Genomic DNA, 16,932 nt, shown 5'->3' on the forward strand with positions numbered 1-16,932 from the left:
ATAGAAAAAAGCCGCTGGATCGATTAGATCCAGCGGCCTTCGCTTAGCTCACCATTTCGCCAGTTTCTTGGAGCACATGCAGGCGGTGGTAGATGCCACCGTGGGCCAGCAGTTGTTCGTGGTTACCCACTTCGGCAATGCGGCCCTCCTCTAGCACCACGATCTTGTCGGCTTCGCGCACCGTACTCAGGCGGTGGGCAATGATGATCGTGGTGCGGGTGCCCAAGATAGAGCGCATCGCTAGCTGAATCGATCGCTCCGACTCGTAGTCAAGGCTAGAGGTCGCCTCGTCAAACACCAGCACGTCGGGGTTGACCAGCAGGGCGCGGGCAATGCCCAACCGCTGTCGCTGACCGCCCGAGAGCCGCACCCCCCGCTCACCCACCACGGTGTAGTATCCCTTGGGCAGGCGATGAATGAACTCATCGACCCGAGCGATGCGGCAGGCTTCGTTGACCTGCTCCATGGATGCGGTGGGGTTGCCGTACTTGAGGTTGTCGAGTAGGGTGCCATTAAACACGTCCACTTCCTGGTGAACGATCGCCAGCCGCTTCCGATACCCCGTCACATCCAGCTGGCGAATGTCTTCGCCATCGATCAAAATGCGGCCACTGTGGGGGTCAAAGTAGCGAAACAGCAGCTTCACCAGGGTTGACTTACCCGAACCCGATCGCCCCACCAGGGCCACCGTTTGGTAGGGCTCGATCAGCAGATCAATGCCTTGCAGCACCGGCTTTTCGGCATCGTAGCCAAAGCTCACCTGGTCAAAGTGCACCTTGCCGGTGAACTGGTAGGTGGGCAGGCTTTCGGGGGCGTCGGTCAGGTTCACCGCGTCGGTACCCAGGGGCTCTTCCATAAATTCATGGAAGCGCAGCATTGAGGCGTAGCGGCGGGCAAAGACCTCGCCAAGGTTGCTAATCGGCTCTAGTTCGGAATAGGCCATGCTCGACACCGTCAGGGTGGTGATAAAGTGCCCCAGGGAAATGTGCCCCCGCAGGGTGGCCAGCAGGGTGAGCACCAGCAGACCAAACACGCAGCTTTGAATGATGAAATCCTGCCAGGTGCCCAGAATGACATAGCCCTTGTGAATCACCCGAATCACCACAGCGAACTCGCGCTGCAAGCGCTGGCTCTGCCGCCGCAGTTCATTCCCCTCCGCCGCGAAGGCCTTCACCGTTTTGATGTTGGTGATGATCTCCGAGGTGCGGCTTTCGGTGTTTTCCATGTAGGTGTCGAGGGCCTGCTCTTTTTTGTTCAGGCGAATCAGATCCTTCAGGCTGAAGCTGAGAATGCCGATGAACGATACCAGAAAGATCAGCGCGATCCGCCAGTCAATCCACCAGATGATCACGAAAATGCCCGTAATGCGCACCAGCTTAGGAATCAGCTGTCCGGCAATTTCAGGATAGGTCCAGGTGTGGTTAGACAGCCCCCGCGCCACCCGTCCGGAAATGCGACCGGGGTTGTGCAGGTCGTAGTACCCCAGGGGCAGGGTCAGCAGCTTGCGAATCACCGAGTGGCTGTGGTCGCGCCGGGTGCGCAGGGCAATATCCCAGTGGAACCAGTCGGCCAGCCAGGGCTGGATGGGGGCGCGGATTACGGTGGCCAAAAAGATAATGGCTAGAAAGAGGGCGATCGCCAGTCCTGGCCCAGCCGGATACCTCACCACTGCCGCTACCCGATCGACCATGCCCTGACTCAGGGGGTCAATGGGCTGGTCTGAGAGCACGTTGAGCAACTGGCCAATGCTGTAGGGCACCGCCAAATCCACCACCTGAAACAGGCTGCTGGCGGTAATGCTCCAGATCGCAGCCCGGTGGTAGCGACTGTAGTATCGAAGCACGTGTTGAAAGGAAGCCATGACGGTAACCGTCCTGCGGGCGAGTATTTTGTAGTATACATACTACAACACAGGATTCCGGATTCTGCAAGGCTTTTGTGATCAGAGATTCGCTTCGGCCTTGCGCTTGAGATTGTTTAACCAAGCCACTAGGGAGGTGTCGAGGGTGGTTTGCATCATGCCCTTGGTTAACCGCACCAGCCAGCCCTCAAAGGATTCTGCGGTTGTCACCACCACAGCATCGCCCATGGGCTCTAGATCCCAGGTGTGGATGGCATGGGTGCCGATGACTTTACCCGTCCAGCTCAGGTGGCGGTGGGGCTCAACCGTTTGCAGGGTTGAAAAAATTCCGGTCCCGTTGGCCTTCCAGCGAAAGGTGGAGCCGGGTTGTATTGGCCCCGCCAGGGTAGCCGCAGAAATATGAGCGTTCCAGGTTGGCCACTGTTCGATGTCGGTCAAGATTTGCCAGACAGTCTCAATGGGAGCATTGATAGTGATCTGGTGGCGGGCGCTGACGGGGGCGTTGGGGTTGATATCCATGGGTGCTTCACTTGCAACATCCCCATAGTAGGAAGCTCCTCACCCGGCGCGCCTTGACGTGGGTTAAGGCTTTGACTGTTCAGCTAGTCGCCGCTCGTACACCCGACGCTTAAGGCGGCTGAGCGATTCGGGCTCTAGGCCCAGATACGAGGCGATGTAGTGCTGGGGCACCCGCTGCAACAGGTCGGGCTCCGCCTCCATCATCGCTAGGTAGCGCTGCTCTGGGGTATCGCGATAGAGCGACAGCAGGCGATCGCGCAGCCGAAAGGCCAAAAATTCCACCACTCGCCGCATCAGCTGTGGCCCTTCAGGGGCGTTCTCCAACACGGCCAACACCTGTCGGTTCAGCATCAGCACGTCAGAGTCTTCGATCGCCTGGCAGGAAAAAATCGCGGGTCGCTGTAGCCGCAGATTTTGGTAGTCGCCCAGGGGAAAACCCTCTGGGCAAAAAAACAGCGTCAGCTCTTTGCCGTCCTTCAAAAAGAACATTCTCAGACAGCCGTGCAGGGTCAATCCCACAAAGTCGCAGGGGTCGCCTTCTTGTAGCAAAAAATCGCCTTTTTTGAGCGATCGCTTCTCCAAATACGGCTCCACCAGCGACCAATCCATGGTGAACTGGGGAAAGATGTTGTGAATAAATAGACCTAGTGGCTCACGCATGAGGCAGGGGTTTCAAAACTGCTATTGCACAACGTTCTGCTGACTAACCGACGAGCGTTTTTCCTAAAAACAGCCAGGCCAACCAGGCAATGTAGTGAATGACAACAATCGCCCAAAACTCGGCTTGGTAAGACGGTTTTTGGCTCTTATGACGCAGTACTTGCTGAGCGACAAACCCGCCAGGCCAACCGCCAATCAATTCACAGAAATGCAGTGTTTGTTCAGAGGTTCGCCAAACTTTTTTCTTAGCCCGTGTCTTGTCGTCGGCATAGACAAAATAGGTGACGATACTCATCAGAGGATAGAGCACCAGCGGCAGCGGGTTACCTGTTAGCCCAGCAAAATGAGCTGCACCCGCCAAAGGAAACGCCAACAGCAGCAGTAGCTCAGCGATTGGCAGGCGTGAGTATGACCTTTCGCTTGGCTTGTCATTGCCCTTAGCGGCAGCCCTTGGCGAAGTCCCCGATGGCCCTTTTGCCCCGGCAATAAACGCATTGACAGCGCGGGGCTTGCCCTCTGAGTTAAGCACGCAGTAGTAGCAGATCGTGTCATTTTCCCGAGGGCGGCGGGTTGTATTTTTTAGCTCAGAAACATGGAGAAAAACATCTTTACCGCCGCCAGCCGGTTGAATGAACCCAAATCCGCGATCGTCATTCCATTGAGTGAGTTTTCCGCTGCAAAGGTTAGATCTCATAGGTGAATTCTAACCTTCAGGAACCATCCCTTGAAACTGCTACGCAGAGCCACGTTGCACCAGCGTTGCGATCGCCTCAACCAGCTGGGCCGACTCCATGGGTTTGGGCAAATGCTTTTGAAACCCGGCAGCTAACACCTTTTGCTGGTCGATCTCGCTAGTGTAGGAGGTCAGGGCGATCGCCGGAATTTGCTGGGTACGGGTCACCGCTCGAATTTGCTGCATCAGCATGTAGCCATCCATGCCGGGCATGCCAATGTCGCTAATTAAAATGTCGGGTTTCATCTGAGAGAGGGCCGTAATCGCAGCGGCAGCTGAGGGCAGAGCCGTTACCTGAGCGCCCAATTGCTGAAGCGTCGTGGTGATTAAATCGCGGCTGTCGGCGTCATCCTCAACGATTAAAACGTGAATGTTTTGCAAGTTGCCCATCACCACGGGAGGGCCAGTCTCCGCTGGCATATCTACCGCATCAACCATGACTGGGAACCGCACCGTAAAGGTGGCCCCCTGATTTTCGCCGGGGCTGGCGGCCTGAATGGTGCCGTGGTGCAGATCTACAATCTGGTGGGCGATCGCCAGCCCCAGCCCCAGCCCGCCAAAATCTCGGGTGGTGGTGCTGTCGGCCTGCCTGAAGCGATCGAATACATGGGGGAGAAACTCAGGGGCAATGCCTTTGCCAGTATCGCTCACCTGAATCTGCGCCCAGCTGTCTCCATAGTCTAGCCGCACTGTGACGTGCCCGCCCTGAGGCGTAAACTTCACGGCATTGGACAGCAGGTTCCAAACCACCTGCTTGAGTCGATTGGGGTCTCCCAACACTTTAGAGGGGGAACGGTCAAGCTCGGTGTCGAGCTGTACGCCCTTGGCCTCACCAATGGCGCTTACGGTTTCTAGAGCTTCTTGAATGATCATCGTCAGGGAAATGGGCAGGCTGTTGAGCACCAGCTTGCCGCGCAGGATCCGCGACACATCGAGCAGGTCGTCAATCAGCTGCGCCTGGAGTTTGGCGTTGCGCTCAATGGTTTCTAAAGCGTATTCAACTTTGGCTTCGTTGAGCTGGCCCGTGCGCAGCAGCCTGGCCCAGCCCAAAATTGGGTTGAGGGGCGACCTCAGCTCGTGGGAGAGCACCGCCAGAAACTCGTCTTTGATGCGGTTGGCGGTCTCGGCGGCCTCTCGGGCCACCCGCTCCTGCTCTAGCAGCCTGAACCGTTGGGTTTCCAGCTGTTTTTGGTCGTCTACGTCGGTGATGGTACCCACCCAGCGGGTGACTTCGCCGCGGCTATCTTGCACCGGCAGCCCACGATTGATAAACCAGCGATAAACTCCGTCATGGCGGCGAATGCGCTGTTCGATTTCAAAGCCAGTGCCCTGTTCGATCGCCTGCTGCCACAGCTCCAGGGTGCGTACCTGCTCGTCGGGGTGAACAATTTTAGTACCGCCGATGCCGGCAGCGGCATTTTTTGAGATGCCCGTGTACTCATACCAGCGCTGGTTCCAGTATTGAACGCCGGTGCGATCGGCCATCCAGACCATTTGGGGCATGGCCTCGGCCAGCACCCGGTAGCGTTCTTCGCTCTCCCGCAGGGCATCTTCCGCCTGCCTGCGGGCGGTGATGTCAATGCCTACCAGAGTGACCGTCCAGCAGTCTTGAGCCTCGTCGCGGCGAGAGGTGAGGCTGTCGGCAATCCACCGAATTGAGCCATCTTGGTGGCGAAAGCGGTACTCCACCGTGATCGGGCGCTGCTCAAACACCGCATCAAACATCCGGTCGGCATTGGCGGCCCAGTCTTCGGTAAAGGTGCGCGCCGTCCAGATCTTTGGGGTCAGCTCAGCCAGGCTATAGCCGGTCAGGGCCTCACAGCCGACGGAGCGATAGTCGAGGATGTAGGTGCGATCGGCAAAAAAGCGGCAGCGGGCGATGGAGGCCGGAGCCGTGTTGAGCAAGCTGTTGAGCTGCTCTTGGGAGGTTTGCAGAGCCTGCTCCAGGTTTTTGCGATCGCTGATGTCGCTCCGCAACAGCGACACCCCATTCTCAAAGGGATACACCCGATTTTCGAGCCAGCGCCCTTCAACGGCGGAGAACAGCTCAAAACTGGTGACGGTCTGAGCCTCAACGGCCCGGTGCAACTGCTCGTAAAAGGGGGTGGCGATCGCCTCGGGAAACACTGCCCAGATCGACTGCCCCAGCAGATCTTGACGAGGCTTTTGCAGTGCGGTAACGGCGCGATCGTTGACGTAGGTGAAACACCAGTTTGAGTCCAACATCATGAACTCATCGCTGATGCTGGTTAAGACATTTTCTAAGTTTTCGCTAACGGCCTGGGCTTCAGCTCGCAGAGCCCGTTCGCGCCGCTCACCCAAGATTTTTTGAGTGGTTTCATTGACGGCAATAAAAATGCCCCCCACCTGGCCCGACTTATCCCAAATCGGCGTGTAGGAAAAGGTAAAGTATCCCTCCTCAGCCCGACCGTTGCGGTTCAAAATCATGGGCTGATCCTCAGACCAGGTCGCTTCACCCGTGGTTCTCACCTGATCCAAAAGGGCTCCCGAGAAATCCCAGACTTCCTGCCAGCAATCTTCCCCCCGCTGACCAATCCCCGCCGGATGCTTATTTCCCGCAATGGGAATATAGGCGTCGTTGTAGAACTGAATGTAGTCTGGCCCCCACAAAATCTGCATGGGAAACCGCGAAGACAGCAAAATTTGCAGCGCAATGGTAAGGCTGTGGGGCCAGGTTTCCATCGGCCCTAGGGGCGTATCTGACCAGTTGAAGGCGCGAATCAGAGATCCTGTCTCTCCCCCGTTTCTTAAAAAGGCCAAACCGCTGGATGATGCCATTCTTTACTGCAAATGCCTATCAGCAAATTAACAACATTGAAAGCTCTGTCGAGGGCGGGTATTGCGCTACGTCTTAGTGCTAAAGCTGCCCCCAAAAGACCCATTACAAACAATTAAACGAGCCTATCAGCAACATTCCGCTCGAGTTACACCCTACGAGAGGAATCAATCAAACTGCATAAAATTTAAGAATTAATTTTGGTGCAACGTCGAGGGTGCTGACAGGGAAAACCACCTTAGACTTAGGGTGTGCTAGGGCAATCTGCCCAGCTCTATTTTAGTGGTTTACCCTAGGCAATGACACCTTTCATAAATTGTTAAATTCAGTTACCCACATCTATCTTTGGTAGTATTTTATACTGGTTCCGCTTCGACCATAGGCCATCCCCTAACGCTGAGCAGACAGTGCTGAGTTGTGTAACCCGGCGATAGTGGCTGCCTCAGAGGGGAAACCTTACGTATGGGTGTGCTCAGCGGTCAGGCTGTACGGCTGAGCACGGCTAACTCAGCTGAGCCACAGCAGTTTCAGCGATCGCCCCCTAGGTGACGGCTCAATCCTGACTATCCTCAGCCGCCAGGCGGCCAAAGGTGCTGGGCCACCCCCAACCCCAGATCCCTGACGCTAAACCCACTCGTCCATGACTTCTCCGAGAGAGACCTAGATGCCCTCTGGCCCCATTCGATTATTACTGGTAGAAGATTCCCCCGTAGCGCTGGTGCTCTTGCAGCGCATTCTGAAAGAGGCACCCGATATGGAGGTGGTAGGGGTAGCCCGTGACGGCCAAGAGGCCCTGGCCATGATACCGACGGTGAAGCCCACCTTAATCTGCACCGATCTGCACATGCCCAAAATGAATGGGCTAGAACTCACCGAAGAGGTCATGGCCCGCTGCCCCTGCCCCATTTTGGTGATCAGCGCCTCGGTGCAACCAGAAGATACCCAGACCGTCTTTCGCATCTTAGAAGCGGGGGCGCTCGATATTTTTCCCAAGCCGCGCACCGGCCTCGCCTCGGAGGATGGGAAGACCAAGACTGAGCTGCTGGCAAAAATTCGGGTGCTGGCGGGGGTATCGGTGTTTACCCACCGACGGCGCAGCTCGGCCCCGCTATCGTTGCCCACTGCTCTGCCAGGGGCATCGGTGCCCACCGCACCGCTCCATAGACGCCCCCGACTGCTGGCCCTGGGCGCATCTACCGGCGGCCCCCAGGCTTTGATGGCGATTTTGCAACAGCTGCCTAAGACCTTTCCGGTGCCCATTGTGTGCGTTCAGCATATTAGCCATGGGTTTTTGCAGGGGTTGGTCAATTGGCTCGACAGCAGCTGCGCCCTGCGGGTCACCATCGCCACCCCCGGCACAGTGCCCCAGCCCGGGGTGGCCTACTTTCCCCCCGAGCACCACCATTTAGAAATCGACGGTGGCGGTCGCCTACAGCTCTCCCTAGGTGACCCAGTGTGCGGGCACTGTCCTTCGGTGACGGTGATGTTTAAGTCGGTAGCGGCCTACTACCGCCAGTCGGCGATAGGCGTGCTGCTCACGGGCATGGGGCGCGACGGAGCCGACGGGCTCCATGCTCTGGCTCTGGCGGGGGGGCTGACCATCGCCCAAGACGAGGCAAGCTGCGTGGTGTTTGGCATGCCCAAGGAGGCGATCGCCCTGGGGGCCGCTCAGCAGGTGCTGCCCTTGGGCGCGATCGCCCCCTTTTTGCTCAGCCAGGTTTTTGCTAACAGTTCCACTTAGGAGTCTGGCGTATCGTTAGGCACGTCCCCTGTACCTTCTAGCGGAGGCTTGCGATCGCCCCGGCAGCGGCTGAGGAAATTACGCAACTGTATGAACAAGCGTTAACAAACCCTCCGATCGGGGAAACTTTGGAATGGGGTAAGCTGCTGTGGCACCGTAGCTGGGGCTAGCCGCAGAGCTTTTTGAGGATCTACTGTTCAGCCGTTAGGCTGAGGCATTTTTTGGCCTGGCACCCATTGACCTGCGGCCCTTTGGGCATTGCTAGGGTTAGCCACCACCGTATCATCCCCCTTTGTTGACGTCTCTTTTGGCATCGTCACCTTACGTAGGGCGCTCCCGTTGGGCGATCGCCACGCGTAACTTAGGGAGTACCTATCTATGGCAAACGCGGAACATCTAGATATTCTCAATAAAGGAGTAGAGACCTGGAATGCCTGGCGGCTCCACAATCCTGGTATCAGGCCAGACTTTCAGGGGGCCGATCTAGGCAAACTGCATTTGCCTGGCATCGACTTTCGTCACGCCAACTTTTACGAAGCCAATCTGCGAGAAAGCATTTTTGCTCGGGCCAATTTTGAGTCGTCAACCCTCTACCGCTGTGATCTGTGCATGGCCGATTTGAGAGGGGCCAACCTGAGCATGGTTGACTTTTATAAAACCAACCTTTACACCGCCAATTTGAGCAATGCGAATCTGCGCCATTCGCACTTTTACAAAGCCGATATGCAAGAGACGCTGCTCAACGATGCTGACCTGGGCGAGTCTAACTTTTACGAAGTCGATATGCGCGAGGCCATTCTGCAATCGGCCAACCTGGTCAGAACCACCTTTTATTACTCCAACCTGTGCAATGCCAACCTGTGCCAAACCAATTTGAACTGCGCCAGCCTGATGGGAGCCAATATGGCCAAGGCCAATCTTCGGCGGGCCAGCTGTGTGGGCACTAACCTGTTTAGAGCGGTGCTGAGCGGCGCTGACCTGACCGAAGCTGACCTGCGCGAGGCGGTGCTGCGGCTGGCCGATCTCAGCAATGCCTCCCTAGAAAATGCCAACCTGTTTCGGGCAAACCTCTCTGAAGCCTGCCTCGACTATGCCCAACTGGCGGGGGCCAACTTTAAGAAAACCAACCTGTGGCGCGTCAACCTGGGCCAGCTGATTTTAACCCATCCGGGCCATGACCGAGACGCCATTACCGTTGACTCGGGCGCGCTCAACTAGCCATGGACGATCTGACCCTAAAGCGCATTAGTCAGCTCATCGCCGACCACTCGGGTCTGTGTATCCGCCTCCAAGATGTTCAGCTGCTGTCGGACAAAGTTTGGCTGCGGGCTAGGGCACTGGGCCTGACCTCCCTGGCCGACTACTACGACTACCTCAAGGGGCTAGACCACAGCTCCAGTGTTCTGGGTAGTGTCAACCCTCACCAGCCGCGGTCTGAATGGCAAGAGCTGTACTCTATTTTGACCGTTAACGAAAGCTATTTCTTTCGCGACAGCAACCAGCTCAGGCTGCTGAGCGATCGCCTCCTGCCCGAGATTCTGCAACGCAAGCAGATGGCAGCCCCCCTGGGCAGCAAACCCCGCCTAAGCATTTGGAGCGCGGGCTGCTCCACGGGGGAAGAGCTGTATTCGATCGCGATCGCCCTTGACCAACTCAATTTTCCGTGGCACCAGTGGAATACCCAGCTGATTGGCACCGACATTAGCACCGCCGCTATCCAGAGCGCCCGAGCAGGGCTGTACGGTAGCTGGTCGTTTCGGCAGACGCCCGCCGATCTGCGGCAGCGATATTTTCAGGCCCAGGGGCAGGTCTACAAAATTTGCGATCGCCTTCAGCAGCACGTGGTCTTTCAGGTCGGCAATCTGCTCCAGGATCTCTGCCCTAGTCTGGTGCCGGGACAAGGCGATCTAGACCTGATTTTGTGCCGCAACGTGTTTATTTACCTCGATCGCCAGGCGATCGGCCAAATTATTCAAAAATTTCACCGAGCCCTGATTCCCCAGGGGTACCTACTCACCGGCCATACCGAACTCTACGGTCAAGACACCAGCCAGTTTCAGGTCACGAGCTGCCCTGAAACCGTGGTCTATCAAAAGCCGCCCCAGCCTGCTCTGCCCCTGCCCGCCGCATCTACGACAGCAGGTCTGCGGCAGGGCACGCCTAGCCCGCAACCGGCTCGCCTCTCCCCCCTAAAAGTTGTCTCCTCCAACCCCAACAAAAGCTTAGAAGCAGTCCTGGAAGAGGCCGCTGCGTTTCTTCAACAAGACGACTACGCCAGCGCTATTCGAACTGCTAAACAGCTCTACCAGGCTCACCCGCACTGCATCGCCGCCCGCAAAATTGCCGCCCGTGCCTACGCCAACACTGGCTGCTATAGCCAGGCCAAACAACTCTGTCAGCAGGTCATCCAGAACCACCCGCTCCACCTCGACATGCACTATCTGCTGGCTCAAATTGCCGAAGATGAAAATGATCTAGAAACCGCTAAACGGCACCTGCGAAAAATTATTTACCTAGACCCTGATTTCGTTAAGGCCTATCTCGATCTAGCCAGTATTTACGATCGCGCTAACCAGCCAGAGAAAGCTAAAACAACCCGCGAGCACGCTCTCATTTTATTATCGAAACTACCGCCCGGTCAGCTGTTAGATGACCACAGCGATGTCACCGTTGCCCAGTGGCAAGAACATCTCAAAAAGCAAGCCGCTGGCAGCGATCGCCCCTAGCCTCAGGACCAATCTCGCCCCAACAGCGCGTAAAACTGGCCTATACACAGCTCATTAGCAGCCTTTAAGTTGTGTAATGACCGACACACATTTCCAACATTTTCTCTAAATTGCTGATTACCCATCCCACTGGGGAATGCTAAGCCGAACGCAATGATTTCTCCCTATTCAGACTTGGACTGAATGGCGTAATCTGCGCTCTGCCGTGCTGATTTCCCCTCGGGGATTACCCGCGATGACCCCGATATCCTATCTTTTGTTCACGCTAGACGATGCCCACTATGGGCTAGCCGCTGAGACCGTGCAGGAAATGTTTCTGCTGCCCGCCCTCACCTCGGTGCCAGAATCCGGGCCGGAGGTCGCCGGATTGCTCAACCTGCGGGGTCAACTGCTGCCGGTCATCAATCTCAGGGTGTGCCTGGGCTATACCCGGCAGCCTAACACCCCCAGCCAGGCCGTCATTGTGGTGCAGTGCGGCGAGCAACAGGTCGGCTTAGTAGTAGACCAGATTCAAAACGTAGAGGCGATCGCTCCGAGCAGCATCACCCCAACCCTCGAGACTCCCTACTTTGGCCAGGCCGAGCAGCCTCTAACGACCGGGTTCGCTCGCTGGGGAGACACCATTCTCACCTTGATAGATCCAGCAGCCTTGGGCCAGGGCTCGCCCAGTTTAGCCGCGTCTTCCCCAGTTCTAGCCGACCAGAGCAACCCATTTATGGCGCAGTTTGGCCTTGCCGATCGGCAAGTGCTACAGGCTCGGGCGGCTGGATTAACCCAGGTCATTGCCGACGAAAGCACCTCAGACCTGGCGGCCTTGGCCGTCGTTGGTCTAGAGGGCGAGCGCTTTGCCCTGGGGTTAGAGACTGTGCACGAATTTACTGAAGTACCTCAAATTACTCCCATTCCCTGCTGCCCGGTGCACATTGTGGGAAATATAAATCTGCGTGGTGAAATTTTAACCCTAGTAGACGTGCGTCACTTTCTAAATCTACAGCCAGCTGGCCCTCTAAAACCTAAAAAAGCCGTGGTTATGCGGCTCGGTGCTTTAGTGGCAGGGGTTGTAATTGACGATGTCTTCGATGTCATTTATCTACAGGCTGCAGAGATAGCGGCAACGCCAACCGCCGTCTACTCAAGCGACAATCCTTACCTGAGAGGCTTCGCCCAGCAGGGCAATTCTATGCTGACCCTCTTAGACCTACCAAAACTGCTGACCCAGGGCGATCTCGTTGTCAACCAATTAGATTAATTAATTGTGAAAAACTCCTTAGATTTAAGCTCTAAATTGCCTCTCTTTGGCCGCTCACCTGTCCGCACTTTAGAGAGAGATGCCTTGAACAGGCAAAAGCACTGGAAGCTACGCCACTGGATTATATTGGGCTACACCGTGCCCGTGCTCGCCCTGATCGCCTCTGCGGGCATCACGATGGTTAACGCACGCCAGCTCGTCAAGACTTCTGACGAGCTCAAACGAGCCTGGGAAATTCATGAAAGAGTTGATCACGTCAACCTGACTGTTCAAGTTATGGCCCGTGCTACCCGAGGCTATTTACTCCAGAGAAACCCGACTTCACTACTAGACTTTAATAAAGCCAAAACCGATTACATGGCGGTGGTTGATGAGCTAAATGCTCAAATCACAAATCCAGAGCAGCAGCAAAATCTGACTCAGATTACTGCGCTCATCGATCAGTTCATTGATGCCCACCAGGACATGATCAATCTGGTCAACCAAAATCAAGCCGCCGAGGGGGTACAGGTCTGGCGAGAGAGCAACGGGCGCGCCTTAAACAGCGAGATTGCCAGTTTATTAACCGCTATGGAAGACCTGGAGGGGGAGATCGTCGCGCGCGATGAAGTCAAACAGGCGGCTGCCATACGGCGACTACAAGTGACGCTGCTGATAGCGGCCACCCTCTCACTACTGCTGTCTGCCCTGATTGGCAGCTTGGTGGTGAGCAAAGCCTCACGCATTATGGATCGGGCGGCGGGAGACATTGTTACCTCAGCCAGCGAGATTGCCGCCAGCGTTGAGCAGCAGGAGCGCAACAGCAGCCAGCAGGCCGCTTCGGTGAGCGAAACCAGCACCACGATGGATGAACTGGGGGCTTCGTCACGGCAGTCGGCAGAGCAGGCCGAAGCCGCTGCTGCTGGTGCCCAACAGGCTCTGACCCTGTCTGAAGGCGGCACCCGCGCCGTTGAACGCAGCCTCGACGGCATGACCGACCTGAGAGAAAAAGTGGATGCGATCGCCGACCAGATCCTACGCCTCAGCGAACAAACTAGCCAGATTGGCGGCATTTCTGGCCTGGTCAGCGATTTGGCCAACCAGACCAATATGCTGGCCCTCAACGCCGCCGTCGAAGCCGTGCGCGCTGGTGAACACGGCAAGGGATTTGCCGTCGTCTCGGGCGAAATTCGCAAGCTGGCCGATCAAAGCAAAAAATCAGCCGAGAAAATCAACGCCCTGGTAGCCGACATTCAGACTGCCATCAACGCCACGGTGATGGTTACCGACGAGGGCACCAAAACCGTAGAAGAAGGAGTCAGAATTGCGGAGGAAACCGCCGACGCCTTTTCCGGGGTCGCCGATGCCGTCAACAATGTGGTGCTCAATAGTCAGCAAATTTCCCTCAACGTGAAGCAGCAGGCAGTCGCCATTCAGCAGGTGGTCAGCGCCATGAACAGCCTCAACAACAGCGCCCAAGAAAATGCCAACGGCATTACGCAAATTAAAGTGGGTACCCACCAGCTCAACGAGAGTGCCCTACAGCTCAAAGTGGCCATTTAACCGGTTCTTTAACCAACTGCCACCTCCCGATCGCAGCGGCAGCGGCAATTTCGCCCGAACAGAATGCCCCTGGGGATTCTACGCCACCCTCGCGCCCCGTGCCCCACCGGAGGGCAGCCACCCACCATGACGCCACCATGATGATTGACGACGCCGAACTCCGCGATATTTTCAAGGCCGCCAGCGAGGAGCACCTGCAAGCCCTCGACGACGGACTGCTCCACCTCGAACAACACCCCGACGATCTAGACACCCTCGCCAACCTGATGCGAGAAGCTCACTCCCTCAAGGGCGACGGCAACATGCTGGGGGTCACCGATTTGGGGAAGGTTGCCCATCAGATCGAGCACATCTTCGGGGCCATCTCGCGCCGGGAACAATTCCCTTGTGCCGATCTGTTTGACCGGCTCGCCCACGGCATCGCCGCCATGCGCCAGATTGTCCAGGTAGCGGTAACTGGCGAACCTACCACGGTGCAGGTGTTTTATGTGTTGGCCAAGCTCATGGGAGCGGAGACTACTGCTTCAGCTCCGGTTTCGGACCCGGTGGTAGAGGTAGACGACGCTATTTTCGCCCCGGCGATCGCAGGGGCAGATTTTGAGGCTGACGCAGTCTTCGCACCGGCATTTTTGGAAATAGACGAGCCTTTGAACGGCAGTCAGGGCACAGAATTGGTAGCGCCCCTGCCTGCTGAGGGAACTGGTTTGAGCGATCGCTACATCACCGACAGCGAACTGCGCGATATCTTTAAAACCGCCAGCGCAGAGCGCCTGCAAGCCCTCGATGACGGGCTGCTGAAGCTGGAGAACCATCCCGATGACCTGGCCCTGCTCGATGGGCTCATGCGCGAAGCCCACTCCCTGAAGGGGGATGGCAATATGCTGGGGGTCACTGACCTCGGCAAAATCGCCCACCACCTTGAGCAGATTCTCGGCGACCTGAAGCGCGGCGAAGCGGTGCTGTCGGCGGATTTGTGCGATCGCCTCGCCCACGGCCTCACCGCCATGAAACAGCTGGTGCATGAAGCCACTACCGGCGAACCCACGGGGGTTAACCTGTTCTACGTTCTGGCCGAACTCATGGGTGCCCCCCTCAGCCCCCAACCCCCAACCCCCGCTGCCACCGCGATCGCCACCGCCCCACCTAAATCCCAGAATTCACCGGATCTCTGCCCAGAGCCACCCCCAGAACCTGTTCTCCCCACTCCTTCACCCCCTCACCCCTCTCCCTCCCCTCCCGACCCCGACCTCACCCAATCCGCTGACTACCGCATCGAGACCATCCGCGTCCCCACCCAGAGCCTCGACGCGCTGATGACCCAGAGCGGCGAGCTGACCGTCACCAAAATTCGCGTCGCCCACCGCCTGGCCGAAATCGACGCCATTACCAACCTGTGGGAGGAGTGGAGCCGCGATTTCTTGATGAACCGCTTTTTGCTCCACGACGCCCAGCAGGGTAAGCCCGTTTGGCAGCAGCTCGACAGCTTTCAAAATCGTACTGAGCAACACCTAGAGCAGTTGGGCACCCTGGTTCAGCAGCTCAGCAGTGCTCTCCACGCCGACACCGCCCGCCTAGAAACCATTACCGATGGCCTAGAGGAAGGCATTCGCACCCTACGCCTGCTACCGCTGTCTACCCTCTTTAACCTGTTTCCCCGCCTGGTGCGCGACCTGGCTCGCCAGGAAGGCAAACAGGTGCAGTTGCTGATCGAAGGGGGCGACACCCGCGTCGACAAGCGCATTCTCGAAGAGATGAAAGACCCGCTGCTGCACATGATTCACAATGCCATTGACCATGGCATTGAGTCTCCCGCCGAACGCCTGCGGCAGGGCAAGCCTGAGGTGGCGACTATTACCCTGCGCGGCTATCGCACCTCGACCCGCATTAGCATCGAAGTCAGCGACGACGGCCGGGGCCTCAATGTGGAGTCGATTAAGCAGGCGGCTGTCCGCCGGGGACTGTATCGTCCCGAGGAGTTAGAACTGCTGACCCCGGCGCAAATTCAAGGGCTGATTCTCAGTCAGGGGTTTTCCAGCCGCACGCTGGTGACCGAGATTTCGGGTCGGGGGGTCGGCCTAGACGTGCTGCGCACGAATGTGGAGCGGCTCAAGGGCAGTATTGACATTCAGTCTACGCCCGGCGAGGGCTGTACCCTGCGCATTCAGCTGGGCACTACCCTGGCCACCGCCCATGTACTGCTGGTGGCGGCGGGGGGGCAAACCTTTGCGCTGCCTGCGGAGTATGTGGAGACCGCCTGCCTGGTGCAGGCTAGCGAGATCTTTACCCTGGAAGGCCACGACACAATCCTGCGGGACGATCGCCCCGTTTCGGTGGTCTGGCTATCTGACCTGCTCAATTTGCCCAGGGCCGAGCCTAAGCAGCGGGGGCGATCGCAACAATCCGACGGCGGCGAACCGCCCCAACGGCGGCTTGCCTGCATGATTTTGCAGTCTGGCCCAGACCGCCTAGGGGTTTTTATCGAGGCGCTGTTAGATGAGCAGGAGGTGGTGCTCAAACCCCAAAGCCAGTTGCTCAAGCGGGTGCGGTACATTGCCGGGGCGACCATTTTGGGCACAGGAGATGTCTGTATGGTGCTCAACCCCCAGGATTTGATCGCGGCAGTGCGCGATCGCGGCAGATCCCCATCGCTACCGGCGGTCAATCTGGACGCTGCCGAGGCCCAGGACGAGGCGCGGCCCCGATGCATTCTGCTGGTCGAAGACTCGATCGCCACCCGCACCCAGGAGAAACGCATTCTAGAATCGGCGGGCTACGAAGTCGTCACGGCAGTGGATGGCCTAGACGGGTTTAACAAACTGCGATCGCGCCCCTTTGATGCCGTCGTCTCCGACGTGCAAATGCCAAATCTGGACGGACTGGGCCTCACCCAGCGCATTCGGCAGCAGCGGGAGTATAGCGAACTGCCCGTGGTGCTAGTGACCACCCTAGCCAGCGAAGACGATCGCCGTCGAGGGGCCGAGGCCGGAGCCAACGCCTACATCACGAAGGGCAGTTTTACCCAAGACCTGCTGTTTGAAACCCTCAATCGCCTGATTTAACCTGCTTTTGAACGGATAGCCACAGGTGCACTGGTTGGACGACCA

At 57.4% G+C, this 16,932-nt stretch carries 11 protein-coding genes; 6 read left to right on the top strand and 5 right to left on the bottom strand.

Going from position 1 to position 16,932, the window contains the following annotated elements:
- Positions 1 to 43 precede the first annotated feature (43 nt).
- From VB780_RS29105 to VB780_RS29130, 5 genes are all read right to left on the bottom strand, one after another.
- Complete coding sequence (locus VB780_RS29105) at positions 44 to 1,861, bottom strand: ABC transporter ATP-binding protein (RefSeq protein ID WP_323354694.1); 1,818 nt, start codon at positions 1,859 to 1,861, stop codon at positions 44 to 46.
- An 81-nt stretch (positions 1,862 to 1,942) separates the two neighbouring features.
- Positions 1,943 to 2,380, bottom strand: a complete 438-nt coding sequence (locus VB780_RS29110) for an SRPBCC domain-containing protein (protein WP_323354695.1) — start codon at positions 2,378 to 2,380, stop codon at positions 1,943 to 1,945.
- A gap of 63 nt (positions 2,381 to 2,443) precedes the next feature.
- The gene (locus VB780_RS29115; protein ID WP_323354696.1) at positions 2,444 to 3,040 is read right to left on the bottom strand and encodes a Crp/Fnr family transcriptional regulator; all 597 of its coding nucleotides are present in this window, start codon (positions 3,038 to 3,040) and stop codon (positions 2,444 to 2,446) included.
- 43 nt (positions 3,041 to 3,083) lie between these two features.
- Positions 3,084 to 3,734: a DUF1294 domain-containing protein gene (locus VB780_RS31545; protein ID WP_416349277.1), complete on the bottom strand. Its 651-nt coding sequence runs from the start codon at positions 3,732 to 3,734 to the stop codon at positions 3,084 to 3,086.
- Between the two features lie 39 nt (positions 3,735 to 3,773).
- Positions 3,774 to 6,572 (bottom strand): PAS domain S-box protein, encoded by a 2,799-nt coding sequence (locus VB780_RS29130; RefSeq protein ID WP_323354697.1) that lies wholly within the window; start codon positions 6,570 to 6,572, stop codon positions 3,774 to 3,776.
- A gap of 662 nt (positions 6,573 to 7,234) precedes the next feature.
- Between VB780_RS29130 and cheB the strand changes: the two genes are divergently transcribed.
- The 6 genes from cheB to VB780_RS29160 all read left to right on the top strand — a co-directional run bounded on the left by cheB (position 7,235) and on the right by VB780_RS29160 (position 16,887).
- Entirely contained in the window at positions 7,235 to 8,311 is a 1,077-nt protein-coding gene (cheB, locus tag VB780_RS29135) for a chemotaxis-specific protein-glutamate methyltransferase CheB (protein ID WP_323354698.1), read from the top strand.
- A 378-nt stretch (positions 8,312 to 8,689) separates the two neighbouring features.
- Positions 8,690 to 9,529 carry a pentapeptide repeat-containing protein gene (locus VB780_RS29140; RefSeq protein WP_323354699.1) on the top strand — a complete coding sequence of 280 codons (840 nt, stop codon included), beginning with the start codon at positions 8,690 to 8,692 and terminating at the stop codon, positions 9,527 to 9,529.
- Positions 9,530 to 9,531: 2 nt separating this feature from the next.
- Positions 9,532 to 11,037, top strand: coding sequence for a CheR family methyltransferase (locus tag VB780_RS29145; RefSeq protein ID WP_323354700.1), 1,506 nt, complete (start codon positions 9,532 to 9,534; stop codon positions 11,035 to 11,037).
- Positions 11,038 to 11,272: 235 nt separating this feature from the next.
- Positions 11,273 to 12,286 carry a chemotaxis protein CheW gene (locus VB780_RS29150; RefSeq protein ID WP_323354701.1) on the top strand — a complete coding sequence of 338 codons (1,014 nt, stop codon included), beginning with the start codon at positions 11,273 to 11,275 and terminating at the stop codon, positions 12,284 to 12,286.
- 84 nt (positions 12,287 to 12,370) lie between these two features.
- Positions 12,371 to 13,828 carry a methyl-accepting chemotaxis protein gene (locus VB780_RS29155; RefSeq protein WP_323354702.1) on the top strand — a complete coding sequence of 486 codons (1,458 nt, stop codon included), beginning with the start codon at positions 12,371 to 12,373 and terminating at the stop codon, positions 13,826 to 13,828.
- Between the two features lie 98 nt (positions 13,829 to 13,926).
- Positions 13,927 to 16,887, top strand: coding sequence for a hybrid sensor histidine kinase/response regulator (locus VB780_RS29160; RefSeq protein ID WP_323354703.1), 2,961 nt, complete (start codon positions 13,927 to 13,929; stop codon positions 16,885 to 16,887).
- Positions 16,888 to 16,932: the final 45 nt, after the last annotated feature.

The sequence above is a fragment of the Leptolyngbya sp. CCNP1308 genome, assembly GCF_034932455.1.
Taxonomy (GTDB): Bacteria; Cyanobacteriota; Cyanobacteriia; order Phormidesmidales; family Phormidesmidaceae; genus Nodosilinea.

Coding starts and splice junctions, on each gene's coding strand:
- VB780_RS29130 (WP_323354697.1), bottom strand. CDS start 6,572: ATGGCATCATCCAGCGGTTTGGCCTTTTTAAGAAACGGGGGAGAGACA.
- VB780_RS29105 (WP_323354694.1), bottom strand. CDS start 1,861: ATGGCTTCCTTTCAACACGTGCTTCGATACTACAGTCGCTACCACCGG.
- VB780_RS29145 (WP_323354700.1), top strand. CDS start 9,532: ATGGACGATCTGACCCTAAAGCGCATTAGTCAGCTCATCGCCGACCAC.
- VB780_RS29115 (WP_323354696.1), bottom strand. CDS start 3,040: ATGCGTGAGCCACTAGGTCTATTTATTCACAACATCTTTCCCCAGTTC.
- VB780_RS29110 (WP_323354695.1), bottom strand. CDS start 2,380: ATGGATATCAACCCCAACGCCCCCGTCAGCGCCCGCCACCAGATCACT.
- VB780_RS31545 (WP_416349277.1), bottom strand. CDS start 3,734: ATGAGATCTAACCTTTGCAGCGGAAAACTCACTCAATGGAATGACGAT.
- VB780_RS29140 (WP_323354699.1), top strand. CDS start 8,690: ATGGCAAACGCGGAACATCTAGATATTCTCAATAAAGGAGTAGAGACC.
- VB780_RS29150 (WP_323354701.1), top strand. CDS start 11,273: ATGACCCCGATATCCTATCTTTTGTTCACGCTAGACGATGCCCACTAT.
- cheB (WP_323354698.1), top strand. CDS start 7,235: ATGCCCTCTGGCCCCATTCGATTATTACTGGTAGAAGATTCCCCCGTA.